Raw genomic sequence first — 14424 nt, forward strand, 5'->3', positions numbered from 1 at the left:
TCGGCTTTTTTTTAGATAATACTTTGAATAGCATTATACCATTTGCTAACAAGTGCAATCAGTTGATCAATACCAATTCGATTGCCTTTATATCCGCAAATTTTGCGCCTTTTAGTTCCGGGATGGAAAGCTTCAGTTCGCCGGTTCCTTTCTGCAACGTCCAGTCGCCTACATACAGTGTTTTGAATTCCTTTTCGTAAGATTCGCCCTGCCGTTTTACGCGATCGGGGCTGGGCAGAAGCGGCGGATCATAGGCTTCGCTGATCTTGCCGGTAATGCTTTTGCCGTTCAGTTCAGCCTTGAAAACATTGCCTACGCCTTCTGGCGGGCTCGTATAGCGGATGTTTAACTTGTATTTTCCAGCCGTATGTACATCTACATTCCAGGTTACATAAGACTGCGCGTCGTTCCAATTGGCGATCCAGGAAGAATTGGGCGCGGAGCTGCTGTAAGACAGCTTTCCGGTTGGGGAAGGATACAAGATTGCATCCTGAGAAGGCAATGTTGTCTTGGGAAATTGCGGATACCCTACCGGTATCCACCTTACCGGACCGGTTTCCGGAAATGTGGTCTTATACCAATTGTCCAGTTCAGTTTTAAGCGACTTTGCAATGTCAGGATACTGCTCCGCAATATTATTTTGTTGGGTCGAATCTTTTGACAAATCATACAAAGTGCCGTTTTGAAACACATAATGCCCTTTTCTAACACTGTGCGTTTTATTAATGGAAGAAAACAGCAACCGCTCAGGCACCTGGGCTGCTTTGCCGGTTAACGCCGGTTTCAGACTGATACCATCCAAAGTTTTCGTTCCATTCGAAGAAATTCCAGTCAGATCGGTCAAAGTTGGAAGCATATCAATATAGGCGGCATTGCCTTCGACGATTTTCCCGGCCGGGATCACGCCAGGCCAGCGGATAAAAAACGGCGCACGCACCCCACCTTCGTCAGCCATGCCCTTGCGCCCTTTCATGTCACCATTCCAGCGCCACGAGTTTGGACCATTATCGGTCAGGTAAATGACGATCGTTTTTTTGGTAAGTTTCAAATCGTCCAGCTTTTTCAGGATCCGGCCCACATTGTCGTCAATGTTTTCACACATTGCCAATGCTGAGATGGTTACGTCTATTTCCTCCTGCGATTTATTGTGACTGAACTGCCTGATCCCCCTGGCTTTCACCCGGTCATAGTACTTGTCGGGCACCTGAAAGGGAGAATGCGGCGCATTGAACGGAACATAGCATACGAATGGTTTGTCTTTGTTTTTTTCAATAAAACCAATGGCATGATCCGTCAGATCGTCGGTAATGTAGCCTTTGCTTCTCACTGCTTCACCATTATGATCGAGCATGGTATCGAAATAATTGGCATAATGTCCGCTCAGAAAACCGTAAAATTCATCAAAACCCCGACCATTGGGATGGTAAGGATACTGGCTGCCATTGTGCCATTTTCCAAAAGCACCGGTCGCATAACCTGCTTTTTTAAACAGATCGGCGAAAGTAACTTCATCCAGATTCATAAATTCTTTGGAATTGCTGACACCCCAAACCCCAGCCTTGTAATGATAGCGACCTGTCAACAAGCCTGCACGTGTGGGAGCGCAGAGCGGCGCGACATAAAAACGTGAAAATCGGGCTCCGTCGCGGGCGAGTTGGTCGATATTCGGCGTTTGCACATTGGTATTACCATTGATACTGAGATCGCCCCAGCCCTGGTCGTCGGTCAGGATGAAGACCACGTTCGGGCGCGTCTGCGAATTGGCTTTATAACACAAAATCCCCAACAGAAGCATTGCGGAGAGTATTTTCAGACAGAAATAGACAAAATTTCTCAAGTATTGAACAGATAACATTGACATTAAACCGTATGTTTTTTCAATAAAGTTTCATTGAGCTTATGCCCAAGGCCCGGCGTATCCGGAACGCCAATATACCCATTTTCAAAACGTTCCGCAGGTGAAAGCAGGTCGGCACGCCAGGGAACTTCTCCATAGGCATATTCGAGAATGGAAAAATTGGGAATCGAGGCGCAAACCTGCACACTGGCGGCGGTGGAAACCGGCCCGCTCGGATTGTGCGGTGCCACCGTAATATTGTCCGCGATTTCGGCCTGAGCGGCTATAAACCGCAATTCCTGGATGCCGCCGCAATGTTTCACATCGGGCATGATGATATCCAAAGCGCGTGTGGTAATGATTTTATTAAATCCCTGCCTCCCGAAAATAGACTCTCCCCCAGCCGAACCCTGCCCGATCTCATCGGTAATCGCCTTTGTATCTTCCACATATTTTTCAGGATCGATGGCTTCTTCAAACCAATACAAATTGGAAGGCTCCAGCCTTTTGGCCGTGGCTATCGCGAGGTCTTTGTTCAGATGGCTATGTACATCGATCAGCAGATCCGTTTCTTTCCCGATAGTCTGGCGCACGGCTTCCACACAGGAAACCGCATAGTCAATATCCGATTCAATCTGCTTCTGATCGGCTGTTTTGAGCGGCTTCATGTCATCGAAAGGCGCAAGTTTTACAGCCTTAAAACCACTTTTCAATGCATTTTCGGCATTCTGCTGGAAAGAAGCGATCAGCCTTCTGCCGCTGGCGTCGCGTTCGTTGGTAGCACGGTTGATATTGGCATACACTTTCAGCTTGTCACGCAGTTTTCCTCCAAGTAAGTTGTAAACCGGTACGCCCAAAGCCTTGCCCGTAAGGTCCCACAGTGCATGTTCAATGGCGCTGAATGCAGTAATGGCCGTTTTTCCTTTTGCCGCCGCAGTTTTCAATCCGCGTTGCCGAAACTGCTCGATGGCAAACGGCGACTCGCCTTTGACCAATTCAAATAACAAATTGATCTCGGCGTGGAGCTGTGCGGCACCGTTTTTAGCAGCCGCCGAAAACCCGTGCGAGGCCTCTCCCAGCCCGGTTATGCCTTTGTTGGTTTTTAATTCTATAAAATGCCAGTTGCCGCGGGCGTTTACTTTTACCTCATGAACGGCAATGCCGGTGACTGTCAGCTTTTCGTCTTTCAGGCCCGGCACCGGAAAAAAAGCAGCCGGCAATAAACCGGCGCTCTTCATAAATCTTCGTCTTTTCATGTATCCGACAAATTACAGGGTTTGCCCTTTCAAAGCTTTTTCGATTTCAGCCTTGGAGGCGCCGCCTTTCTTCTGCCAGACTATCTCATTATTTCTGTATAAAATCAGCGTTGGCAAACCCACCACGCCCAGTTCCTTCACCAGGCTTTTGTTTTCATAGGCCTCAATTTTGATCACTTTCACATTCGCAGCCTGCTCCGTTTTGATGGAATCGATAGTCGGGTCCAGACGCTTACAGCCAGGGCAGTAGCGCGAGCCAAAATCAACCAACACCAATTTATCGCTTTTCAGGGACGCGGTATATTCATCACGTGAAAGGCCTTTCCCGGTTGTAGAGATCACCGGTCTGCCCAATCCGATCCATTTGCTGAGACCGCCCGGGATTTCGGTAACATCCTTGAAACCAGCCGCTCTCAGATCAGCCGCCAGAACGCCGCTGCGTCCGTTTCCGATTGAATAGATAAAAACAGGTTTTTCCTTGCTGAGTTTTGCACTTTGTTTTTCAAAATCCGCTTTGTCGGCGATGCTGAAACTCACGGCACCTTCCAGATGGTTCTGCACATATTCCTCGGGAAGCCGAGCGTCCAAAATCTGTGCATTCTTGCCGGCTGCGTTGAGTTTGGCCTCAAATGCCTCAAATGATAACAGTTCACGCTTTTTACTTTGTTGCGCAAAAACGCTGGTCGTAAAAATCAATGCAAGCAGCAGCGTTCCCAATGGTCGAAGATTCTTCATAGTCAAGTTGTATTAAGATGGAATTTGGATTTTGCACAAAAAATGAGGCAGTTCCCGCGAAGGCCGCGGTATTCCAAAAGCAGTAAAGGATTGAAATTGAACCACCATATTGAAGTAAGGTCAGATTACTGAACCGTTTGTATCGCATATATCCCTGCAGGTGGTTAGCAGAAAAAGATATACTCTATTTAATCGATAGGCAAATAAAAGTAATAGTTTTCGATTTGCCAACTAATTTTCTATTTTTCCGGAAACATCCATTTTCCGATGCAAAATCCATTGAAGAAAATCATACTGGCTGCGCTGCTGATGTGCATGGCGCAGTTCTCCATTGCACAGCAGGACACCATTCCGGCGATATGGACTTATAAGAAAATTGATACTTTAAACCTTCAACTGAAAATTTTCAAACCTGCTGGTTTTGATGCTTCCAAAAAATACCCGGCCATTGTTTTCTTCTTCGGCGGCGGCTGGGTTGGCGGCAATATCGGGCAGTTCCAGAAACAGGCTGTTTATTTGGCTTCCAGGGGAATGGTAACGATCCTGGCTGATTACCGCGTGGCATCCCGCCACCATACCACACCTTTTGAATGCGTGGCCGACGGAAAATCCGCGATCCGCTATGTTCGCCAGCATAGTGCCGAACTGGGTATTGACCCTAATCGTATTGCGGCAGGCGGCGGCTCGGCAGGCGGGCATGTGGCGGCGGCTACCGACCTTACCAAACTCGACGAACCTTCCGAAGACCTGAACGTCAGTTCCCGGCCCAATGCGCTCGTTCTGTTCAATCCGGTGTTCAACAACGGGCCCGGCGAATATGGTTATGATCGTATCAAAGACCGTTTTCCGGAAATTTCACCTTTTCATAATATTGCCAAAGGTGCAGCCCCAACGGTCGTATTTTTGGGGACCAAAGACAAGCTTATTTCCGTACCGACCGCCGAAGCATACAAAGCCAAAATGCTGGAAGCGGGCAGCCGGTGCGAGCTGTTTCTCTACCCCGACCAGCCGCATGGTTTTTTCAACAAAGGTGAAAGCTTCACCCAAACACTCCGCCAAACCGACGTTTTCCTCGAATCACTGGGCTACATCAAGGGTAAGCCGACGATTTGAAATTATTTCTTAAAATATTTATCCTGCGTGTATTTGGGCTGGTTCTTATCCATTGTCCGCTCAAATTTTTCAGGTTCATAACCCAGTGGCAGCACCGTTTTGGCGGTATACGGTAATGTATCGCCGGTTTGTTTCTGCCATTGGATCAACAACTTTTTAAGCTGTTCTTCCTTATCGCGGTATGCAGGTTTCCCCGCGAGGTTATCCAGTTCCAGCGGGTCTTTTTTGAGATTAAAAACCTGGGTATAATCACGCTCCGGATAACGGATCAGCTTCCATTCGCGGTCGCGGACAGCACGCACAAAATGACGATAGGCGGTGAAAAGACTTTCCCTGACACCTTTTGACTTCCCGCTGATCACGTCCGACAAGCTCAGGCCGTCCACCGCTTCCGGTTTGGGCAGAGCGGTAAGCGATGCGAGTGTCGGAAATATGTCATAGAGGTACACCAGCGCATCGGAAACTTTGTTTGCGGGAATCCCGGGACCGGCGATAATAAAAGGGACTTTCATGCTATGCTCATACAGGCTCTGCTTACCCAGCAGACCATGGCTGCCCACAGCCAGCCCGTTGTCTGCGGCATATACAATGATGGTATTTTCATACAACCCCTTATCTTTCAATGATTGGATCACCTCACCCACCTTCGCATCCATATGTGATATCAATGCATAATAATCTGCCAGCGTCGCCTGGATAATGTCCGGGGTCCGCGGCCAGGCAGCGAGGTTTTCGTCCCTTACCTGCATTTCTCCGTAATTGAATGGATGGTATTTTTTATAATTTCCCGGCAATGGAATGCTTTGATCCGGATACATGCCAATGTAATCCGTGCGGGGCGAGCGGGGATCGTGGGGCGCAGTATAAGCGACGTAACAGAAAAACGGTTTGTTTTTTTCACCCTTTGCATATTCGTCCAGATACGATAATGCGGCTTCTGTAAATATATCCGTGGAAAAACCCTTGGTAACCGGTCCGCCCAATTTACGCTTGGCATCGAGGTCTCTCACAGGAACCTTAAAATGGTCACTCATGCCACCCAGCATGACCGATTTGCCTTTTTGAAATGATGCTTCAAAAGTTTCAGCACCGTTGTGCCATTTACCTGTACCAAAGGTTTCATACCCATTTTGAGCAAAATACATCGGCATCGTGTGAATACCCGTCAGTACATCATACACATGAAAAAGGCTTTTTCCGCTCATCAGCATCGCACGGCTCGGCGCGCAGATTGCTCCATGATGACCGCCCATCACGTAACAATTAGCAAAACGTGTCCCGTTTTTAGCGATCTGATCAATATTCGGGGTCTTGATAATCTTGTTTCCGGATGCACCGAGCGCATCGGCACGCTGGTCATCGGCAAAAATAAAAAGTACATTGGGACGCTTTGCGGCTTGCTTTGTCGATTGTTTATAAGCCAGCGATCCGAGCAACAAGGATACCAGACAAGCCGCGCCGGCAAACCATCTGGCCGTCTGAACGAAGCTGTGCCAGGGTCTGGAAGAATTTCTCATATTTTTTGAGGATAATAGTTGGTATTCAAATGTACTAATTGTTAATAAAATATATAGACTTACTAGATTTGAAAAAATATCTGTCCAGTGCGCTACTTTGTATTGCTGATGTTATTCATCGGCCTGCTGAACCACAAATCATTTTCGCAACCCGCCGACACGCTGAAGCGTGAACTGATCATCGACTTTGAAGCAAGGCCACGGGCCGAATACAGGGATAATTTCATGCTGATGGCGTCTGACTCGGTGATGCCCGAGTTTTATGTAAGCCAGCGGAACCGGCTTGGTATTACCTATACAAGCAACCGTTTTAAATTTCACGCTTCCCCCCAGGAAATCCATGTATGGGGCAAGTCGGGAAGGGTTTCACAGATTGGCAGCATCAATGCTTTTGAATTATACATTGAGCCAACGATCACAGGAAACTTATCGGTGCGGGTTGGCCGGCAGGCCTTATCCCTGGACAACGGGCGGATATTTTCAGCTGCTCCCTGGGGCCAGCAGAGCAGAGCCCACGAAGGCATCCGTCTGCTTTACAATAAAAAGCTAACGACGGATCTTACCATCGCTTTTACCCGGCCGTACGGTAAACATTTTGATATAGCCTATTCGCCGGTAGCCTCGCACCAATACAAATTCCTTTTTGTCCACCATCTTAAACATCAGTTAAGCAAAAATTTTACGGTAACTACCATCAATACGCTTGAAGTATTTGAAAAAGCGAACCTGCACAAAGCATATTACCAGCGTATCACCAACGGCGGACGGCTGGAATATTACCTCCACACGTTCTATGGCACCGTAAATGCTTATTATCAATATGGTCGCAATGCGAGTTCAAAAAAAATCCGGGCCTATTACATTCAGCCAGAAATAAGCAACACTTTCGACAAAACCACCGTTCGGCTTGGGGCTGAAATCCTGAGCGGAAACAAGGCCACCATTAAACAAGATGTCACCAATTCATTCGTGCCGCTGTACGGGGTCGCCTGGAAGTTCATGGGCAACATGAACCTTTTCACACGGTTTCCTGCCGATGTCAACGACAAAGGGCTTGTGAACCCATACCTCTTCGCTATTTACCAGGTCAGCAGGAAGCTGTCGGCACGTGCGGATGTGCACCTTTTCTATTCACAGCATCCGTTTGGTGAGCCAGGCAAAGACCTGAAAGGCAGATACCTGGGTTTTGAAAACGATGTTTCCATGAATTTCAAACCTGCAAGCCAGCTGGAGATCACCTACGGATTTTCGTCCACCTTTGCAGCAAAACGCATGGAATTACTGAAAAAAGTATCCGATTCCACCAAAATTCCGGTCTGGAGCTATCTGATGATTTCGTTCAGGCCCCGGTTACTGCACTTGAAAAAATACTCCGCAAAGAATTGATGCCCTGTTATATCGCAAGTACCGGGCACTTTACACTGTTACATATAAAGAACGGGGAATGAGTGAATTTTTGGGCTTTGCGATGTTTAGGAAATGAGTTGTTCGTGATGTATTTGTCTGGCGGGGGTTTGAAGACTGATCAGCTGCTGGTTTGAGATTTCTACGAAGTCGATCAGGATGCCATTTTGCTCATTATCATTGAGATAGTGTCTTATCTTGCGCGCAAAATCGTAAAGCGGCTCATAGTATTTATGCCCTGTATGATACTGCAAATCCTGTATCGTGAATGCGTTACCTTTTTTAAGAATGAGATACACTGCTATAAAAAAGTAGGAGATTGGAAGCTTGCTGCCTTCCAATACCGTACCACTTTGCAAGGTGGTACGAAACCTGCAATGCTTGCATTGAAACTGCCGCTTGGACGTCAGCCAATAATGCTCTCTGCTGCCACACTTCTTGCACGTCACACCTTTTCTTAATCGTAAATCCTTGAACGCCGCGATGGCGATTCCCTCATTTTTATAGATGTCGATCAGGTTACCTTGTAGCATGGTTCGAAAAGAAAGAGTACATTTTCAAAGCTAACAAATAAAAAATATAAAATCTATGGATTTGATAGATTTTTGTAAATTATGTGGTAAACTCCTCAATGCTTAAACCTCCTTTGCCTATCAAAGCAATGGGATAAATAGCAGAATATAAGATCATATTTTTACAAAAAACAAAATTAAATTCACTAAACATTCTTGAAAATGCGGGAAATTCCAATGAATGTACCGATCATCATTTAGAGATGTCCATTATACGTAAAAAGCAGGTGGTAACGATCAGATTTTCCTGTTTTTCCGGTTTCAACTTCCTGTAAGTTTACGAAAAGTTGACCCTGCGGCCGGCACTTCGTTCGGCCCTGCATTCTTACCATACCCGATCATAATGGCAAAACAGAATCAAAACCAAACCGCGTTGGGGGATGTTGCCGCACGGCAGCTGGCCATCGCAACCCGCACAGTCCCTCAGTTTGAAGCAATCACCCCCCGCTGGCTTACGCGCCTGCTCAACTGGATCCCCGTCGAATCCGGTGTGTACCGGCTGAACAAAGTAAAAGACGGCAGTACCGCCGAGGTAGACTGCTCAGGACGGGACGAAAGAGAGCTGCCGCACACGTTTATCGACTATGTCGAAAACCCGCGCGAATACAATCTGACGGCAGTAAATACTGTCCTGGACGTTCACACCAGGGTTTCCGACCTTTACAGCAAGCCATACAACCAGATCAGCGAGCAGCTCCGCCTCACCATTGAGAGCATCAAGGAACGCCAGGAAAGTGAATTGATCAATAACGGGGAATATGGCCTGATCAGCAGCACTACCGCTTCCCAGCGCATCTCCACCCGCCTGGGCCCTCCTACTCCCGATGATCTGGACGATCTGCTGGCGAAAGTTTGGAAAGAACCTGGGTTCTTTTTGCTGCATCCGAAAGCGATCGCTGCTTTTGGCCGCGAATGTACCCGCAAAGGCGTTCCGCCGCCGACAATTTCCCTTTTTGGCTCTCAGTTCATCACCTGGCGTGGTATCCCGCTGATCCCTTCTGATAAAGTACCCATTGAAAACGGCAAGACGAAAATCCTTTTACTCCGCACAGGCGAAAGCCGCCAGGGTGTGGTGGGACTCTACCAGCCTGGATTGCCGGGTGAGCAGTCGCCGGGGTTGTCCGTACGTTTTATGGGCATCAATGACAAAGCCATTGCATCTTATCTCGTTTCTCTTTACTGCTCACTGGCGGTGCTGGTAGACGATGCTATTGCAGTTTTGGAAGATGTCGAAATCGGTAATTACCATGAGTATAAATACTGATCCTCAGATCCCGGGCGTGCCGGACGCAGCATGGATCGAGAAACTGGCGAATGAGCTGTTTTCGGCCCTCCCGGACGAAACACCAAAACCTGTGTTGTCCCCGCATCTGGAAGATCATCCCAGAATGGAGAAAATGCTGAACCTGATCGTGCCAGGGTTCTCGAAAGCACCTGCTGCGCCGGAAGGGTTTCAACTGAGCGACCCGCAGACAAGTCTGGTAGATCCTCATTTTGCGGACGGAAAAGTACCTCCCTCGGCGACGGGTGTAGGCGTGTCCCCTGCCGGTGCCGTTCACAGCTATACGCCGTCGCCGCAGGACATCAAACCTCCGGTTACCGCGCCTGCACATCCTTTTGAGGTAAATGAATCGGTTTTCAAGCCGTACCAGTTTGACCATCGTCAGGAAATTGAGCTGAAACATATACTGGCAGCGATTTCCAATTTTGAAAAGCTGCCGCAGATTCCGGCAAACGCTTTTCATGGGAGCGACCCTGCTTATTATTTTTTACAAAATACCCCACAGCCAATCACCCAATCGCCAGGCGTATCCGGTTTTAACGTTGACCTGATCCGCCAGGATTTTCCGGTTTTCAACGAACGCGTCAACGGCAAGCCGCTGATCTGGCTGGACAATGCTGCTACTACCCAAAAGCCGCGTCAGGTGATTGACCGTGTGAGCTATTTTTACGAGCACGAAAATTCCAATATCCACCGCGCTGCGCATGAACTTGCCGCCCGGGCCACGGATGCCTACGAGGGTGCGCGGGAAAAAGTAAGACAGTTTCTGAATGCCCGGTCGGTCAATGAGATTGTGTTTGTGAGAGGCACTACCGAGGCAATTAACCTGGTGGCGAAAACCTGGGGCGACCAGAACCTGGTAGCCGGGGACGAGATCATTCTCAGCCACCTCGAACATCACGCCAATATCGTCCCCTGGAAGCAGCTGGCCGACAAAAAGGGATTGAAAATCAGGGTAATTCCGGTGGACAATGATGGTCAGGTGATCCTTGCCGAGTACGCAAGCCTGCTGAGCGACCGTACCAAACTGGTATCCTTTACCCAGGTTTCCAATGCATTGGGAACGATCACGCCTGCCAGGCAGATGATCGAAATGGCACATGCGGCCGGTGCAAAAGTACTGCTGGACGGCGCCCAGTCGGTTTCTCACCTGCGCTCGGATGTGACCGGGCTCAATTGCGACTGGTTTGTATTTTCAGGCCACAAGGTATTCGGACCTACGGGAATCGGTGTTTTGTATGGAAAAGAAGATCTCCTGAATGCGACCCAGCCCTGGCAGGGAGGCGGCAATATGATCGTCGATGTGACTTTTGAGCATATCCAGTACCATAAAGCGCCTTCCCGTTTCGAAGCCGGCACCGGGAACATTGCGGATGCTGTCGGGCTCGGCGCGGCGATTGACTATGTGAGTAAAATCGGTATCGACGCCATCAACCAATACGAACATTATCTGCTTGAATATGCTTCCAGCCGCATGCAGGTCATTCCCGGTCTGAGGCTGATCGGCACGGCAAAGGAAAAAGCTTCTGTATTGTCATTCGTGTTTGAAGGTTTCCGTACCGAGGAAGTCGGTTCGGCACTGAACCGGGAAGGCATTGCAGTACGTTCGGGACACCATTGTGCGCAGCCTATCCTGCGCAGGTTCGGGCAGGAAACGACCGTGCGGCCATCGCTTGCATTTTACAACACCACTTCCGAAATTGATGTGCTGGTGGATACTTTGTATCGTTTAAGGAGAGGAAGAAACTAATGACACAGTCGAAGCATACGGGGCAGTCGGATACGCGGCAGCTGGTTGAACTGCTCAGAAAAACGCATCGTGCGGAATGGGAGGCAACTCCTTCTTCGCACGATGCGATTTCATGGCTGAACGACCTGGTCCAGTTCCTGTTTCCCAGCAACCATTTACCGAAAAACTCCTCTTACGAGGGTATTCTGAAAAAAAACCAGATCGACCTGGAAAATATCCTGCTGAGTTACCTGGACCCGAAAGAGGTTCACGTTGAGGAAGTTGTCAGCTCGTTTTACAGTTCGCTCGAAACCATATACCGGAATTTACGGCTCGACGCGAGCAAAATTTACGAGTACGACCCGGCTGCCACCAGTGTGAATGAAGTAATTGTTTCCTACCCAGGCTTTTACGCCATCGCGGTTTACAGGATCGCCAATCACCTCAGCACGCTTGGTATCCCTGTTCTTCCCAGAATATTGTGTGAATCGGCCCATGGAAAAACCGGCGTGGACATCCATCCCGACGCTACCATCGGCGTACCTTTCATGATCGACCATGGGACTGGTATCGTCATCGGCGCTACCTCTGTGATTGGCAACAATGTCAGTATTTATCAGGGAGTTACACTGGGTGCATTGCAGGTTGCCAAGGAACTTCACAACACCAAACGACATCCGACCGTCGAGGATAATGTGATCATTTACGCCCGGACAACGATCCTGGGCGGCGACACGGTGATTGGCAAAAACAGCGTCATTGGCGGAAGTGTTTTTCTTACCAAAAGCGTAGCCCCTGATTCGCAGGTATTTAACACCCACCAGCTTCGGATCACTTCAAAAGCTGTTGTTGACCCGGCCACTGACACCTAGCGCTACCGCTGTTCGCTATACTTCGTTACCGGTATTTGCAATGTTACGGAGCGATTGGCTTCGGAGCGACCGGCAGCGGCAAATAATCGCGGTTGACGATCATCCATTCCAGCAGAAGTGATTTGAGCTGATGTTCCGTTTCCCGGACTTCCGGCTTGCCGACCTGGTTATTGGTTTCATCAGGGTCTTTTCCTCTTCACAGATCTCAGACATCGCCCTGCGTTGGGTGAAAAGCAGTTTGCCATATTTTTCTTCCACCCTGCCTTCTGCATGTTTTTGTTTCAGATCGAGCCCGAAAGGCCGGGCCGCAATCTATCGGGTGATACGGAATCTGCCAGATCGCATTTGGGCAAGCTAAAACAGCACGGCCACAATCGCCCCGGTGGTACTGCAATTGACAACCAGTTTCCCTTCCGGACCACAAGCTCGAGACGCTTCGGTACAAAAAAAGCCCTGCAAACCGGTTTGGTTCACAGGGCTTTTACAGACTGTACGGTCTAAATCATTACGGCATATACCAGGGCTTTACGGACCTGCTGTCGGTACCGCCCGTGACGGCTTTCCAGTTGTCGAAATTGGAAGTAACTTCTACCGGCGGATAAGTCAGTCTGTTGAAATTCAGAGACTCGCTGGTTGGAGCTAGCGGCACGTTCGGAGTTGCATTGCCAGTCCGGCGCTGCAGAATCCATGCATCCAGGGGCTGGTGAAACAATGAGATCCAGTTTTGTTTGTAGATCTGGGCAAGTGCTGTGGCGGGCGTCGAGCTGAGTGCAACTGCCGGGTTGGCGAGCATAGCTGCCAGGCTAGCAGGATCAGGAGTCGCAGCGGGCTTGTTTACGACCCAAACTTCGGAGGCATTTGCCTGTTTATACCAAAACTTGACGGAAGAAGTAATTCCTTCTTCATAAAATTGCTTGGCACTTGCAGGATTGGCAGCCGCTCCGCCGATACCTCTGTTATAGATTTCGGCTTTCAGGAAGCTGATTTCGGTTCCCGTCGCGAGCAGATCGGGAAATGTCCTGACTCCTACGTAGTAAATGTTCAAAGGAGAATAATAGTACGTACCGGCAGGTGCCCAGGTAGTCAGCCTCACATCAGCGTAAGGGTCATTCTTTCCGCCTTCAGTATCATTCCTTGTTTCTGCCTGTACATTGGATGGAGGATTTTGCGGGTATGGCTTCCACTTCCCGGCACTATTGGGCTCAAAGAAGATTTTGGTCCTCAGGTCAAAAATACCCGATCCATCTTCTGCATTGGTGCTGGACATGGCGTTCCACATCGTAGTCCCCATTCTTACATAGAAATTCCCCCTGTAATTACCAGCCCTGTCAATCTGCAGCCCCATAGTTACAGGATCAATTGCAACTACTTCATCTGGACCGAGAAGCGGCTTGTTCAATGCCTCAGCAATAATGGCGTCGGCCGCAGCAGCATTTTTATCACGCATCACCATGGCATACTTAAGCCTGATCGAATTGGCAAATTTTATCCAGGTCGGAATATCATTGCGAAGCAATGTTTCGCTGGCTCCCATTGAGACCTGATCCGCGCTGGTACTGAAACCATCAACTGCCTGCTTCAGATCGGCCAAAGCTGCGGTAAAGATATCCGCCTGCTTGTCATAGACCGGTCTGTAATACTGAGACCCATACATCGATCTTGCAGCCTCGGTATACGGCATATCACCGTACAGGGACGTTGTTTTCAACGTCTTTAATGCGATCAGTGTCTGGAGCATCGCCCTTATGTTCGTCATTTTGGCTGCTTGGGGATCGGCCTCCAGGAGCTCTATTGCCTTGCGATAATCGGCTAATGCAAAATAATAGTTTTCCCAGGTTCCGCCCACCTGATTATCCAGCCTGAAACCCGATGCAGCATAGTTTGTCGCCAGTTGTGTAGCCTGGTACAAAAACGTTGAGGCGATTCCTCTGCCGGTTTCGGGCATACTGGATACAATGCTGTTATACAATGGGGGGATCGTAACGGAATACTGTTTATTTTCCCAAGGGTCGTTGATATCCCCAAAATCCTTTTCGCAGGACGTAATCATCGCCATTGAACAGGCAATCGTAAGTGAAAATGCTGTTTTCTTTATATATGTCTTCAT

The 14424-nt window shown here is 48.8% G+C and carries 11 protein-coding genes; 5 read left to right on the forward strand and 6 right to left on the reverse strand.

The annotated features are described in order from the left end of the window. Positions 1 to 58: 58 nt before the first annotated feature. From FBF61_RS03345 to FBF61_RS03355, 3 genes are read right to left on the reverse strand one after another with little or no spacing between them, the layout of a single operon-like run. The gene (locus tag FBF61_RS03345; RefSeq protein WP_205748218.1) at positions 59 to 1837 is read right to left on the reverse strand and encodes a sulfatase-like hydrolase/transferase; all 1779 of its coding nucleotides are present in this window, start codon (positions 1835 to 1837) and stop codon (positions 59 to 61) included. Between the two features lie 23 nt (positions 1838 to 1860). Further along, the gene (locus tag FBF61_RS03350) at positions 1861 to 3093 is read right to left on the reverse strand and encodes a mandelate racemase/muconate lactonizing enzyme family protein (protein WP_138475736.1); all 1233 of its coding nucleotides are present in this window, start codon (positions 3091 to 3093) and stop codon (positions 1861 to 1863) included. 12 nt (positions 3094 to 3105) lie between these two features. Beyond that, positions 3106 to 3828: a thioredoxin domain-containing protein gene (locus FBF61_RS03355; protein WP_138475737.1), complete on the reverse strand. Its 723-nt coding sequence runs from the start codon at positions 3826 to 3828 to the stop codon at positions 3106 to 3108. Between the two features lie 267 nt (positions 3829 to 4095). Here FBF61_RS03355 and FBF61_RS03360 point away from each other — a divergent pair, with 267 nt between their 5' ends. Next, on the forward strand, positions 4096 to 4941 hold the full coding sequence (locus tag FBF61_RS03360; RefSeq protein ID WP_138475738.1) for an alpha/beta hydrolase: 846 nt from the start codon (positions 4096 to 4098) through the stop codon (positions 4939 to 4941). 2 nt (positions 4942 to 4943) lie between these two features. On the opposite strand, the gene FBF61_RS03365 is transcribed toward FBF61_RS03360, so the two are convergent. Next, entirely contained in the window at positions 4944 to 6458 is a 1515-nt protein-coding gene (locus tag FBF61_RS03365; protein WP_138475739.1) for a sulfatase family protein, read from the reverse strand. A gap of 87 nt (positions 6459 to 6545) precedes the next feature. On the opposite strand from FBF61_RS03365, the gene FBF61_RS03370 reads away from it, so the two are divergent. Continuing rightward, the gene (locus tag FBF61_RS03370; RefSeq protein ID WP_229214901.1) at positions 6546 to 7844 is read left to right on the forward strand and encodes an alginate export family protein; all 1299 of its coding nucleotides are present in this window, start codon (positions 6546 to 6548) and stop codon (positions 7842 to 7844) included. An 86-nt stretch (positions 7845 to 7930) separates the two neighbouring features. Here FBF61_RS03370 and FBF61_RS03375 read toward each other — a convergent pair whose 3' ends face one another. Then, on the reverse strand, positions 7931 to 8395 hold the full coding sequence (locus FBF61_RS03375; protein WP_138475740.1) for a transposase: 465 nt from the start codon (positions 8393 to 8395) through the stop codon (positions 7931 to 7933). A 382-nt stretch (positions 8396 to 8777) separates the two neighbouring features. On the opposite strand from FBF61_RS03375, the gene FBF61_RS03380 reads away from it, so the two are divergent. The 3 genes from FBF61_RS03380 to FBF61_RS03390 are packed head-to-tail and all read left to right on the forward strand — an operon-like array spanning position 8778 to position 12317. Continuing rightward, entirely contained in the window at positions 8778 to 9698 is a 921-nt protein-coding gene (locus FBF61_RS03380; protein WP_138475741.1) for a family 2A encapsulin nanocompartment shell protein, read from the forward strand. Beyond that, entirely contained in the window at positions 9682 to 11466 is a 1785-nt protein-coding gene (locus FBF61_RS03385) for a family 2A encapsulin nanocompartment cargo protein cysteine desulfurase (protein WP_138475742.1), read from the forward strand. The genes FBF61_RS03380 and FBF61_RS03385 overlap by 17 nt, the downstream gene beginning before the upstream one ends. Beyond that, on the forward strand, positions 11466 to 12317 hold the full coding sequence (locus FBF61_RS03390; protein ID WP_138475743.1) for a serine O-acetyltransferase: 852 nt from the start codon (positions 11466 to 11468) through the stop codon (positions 12315 to 12317). Before FBF61_RS03385 ends, FBF61_RS03390 begins: the two co-directional genes overlap by 1 nt. A gap of 505 nt (positions 12318 to 12822) precedes the next feature. Here the strand turns inward: FBF61_RS03390 and FBF61_RS03395 are convergent. Next, positions 12823 to 14424 (reverse strand): SusD/RagB family nutrient-binding outer membrane lipoprotein, encoded by a 1602-nt coding sequence (locus FBF61_RS03395; RefSeq protein WP_138475744.1) that lies wholly within the window; start codon positions 14422 to 14424, stop codon positions 12823 to 12825.

Source organism: Dyadobacter bucti (assembly GCF_005869225.1).
Lineage (GTDB): Bacteria > Bacteroidota > Bacteroidia > Cytophagales > Spirosomataceae > Dyadobacter > Dyadobacter bucti.

What these genes read in the sequence shown, in the direction of transcription:
- FBF61_RS03380 (WP_138475741.1), top strand. Translation starts at nt 8,778, where the DNA reads ATGGCAAAACAGAATCAAAACCAAACCGCGTTGGGGGATGTTGCCGCA.
- FBF61_RS03385 (WP_138475742.1), top strand. Translation starts at nt 9,682, where the DNA reads ATGAGTATAAATACTGATCCTCAGATCCCGGGCGTGCCGGACGCAGCA.
- FBF61_RS03390 (WP_138475743.1), top strand. Translation starts at nt 11,466, where the DNA reads ATGACACAGTCGAAGCATACGGGGCAGTCGGATACGCGGCAGCTGGTT.
- FBF61_RS03355 (WP_138475737.1), bottom strand. Translation starts at nt 3,828, where the DNA reads ATGAAGAATCTTCGACCATTGGGAACGCTGCTGCTTGCATTGATTTTT.
- FBF61_RS03375 (WP_138475740.1), bottom strand. Translation starts at nt 8,395, where the DNA reads ATGCTACAAGGTAACCTGATCGACATCTATAAAAATGAGGGAATCGCC.
- FBF61_RS03350 (WP_138475736.1), bottom strand. Translation starts at nt 3,093, where the DNA reads ATGAAAAGACGAAGATTTATGAAGAGCGCCGGTTTATTGCCGGCTGCT.
- FBF61_RS03360 (WP_138475738.1), top strand. Translation starts at nt 4,096, where the DNA reads ATGCAAAATCCATTGAAGAAAATCATACTGGCTGCGCTGCTGATGTGC.
- FBF61_RS03365 (WP_138475739.1), bottom strand. Translation starts at nt 6,458, where the DNA reads ATGAGAAATTCTTCCAGACCCTGGCACAGCTTCGTTCAGACGGCCAGA.
- FBF61_RS03395 (WP_138475744.1), bottom strand. Translation starts at nt 14,424, where the DNA reads ATGAAGACATATATAAAGAAAACAGCATTTTCACTTACGATTGCCTGT.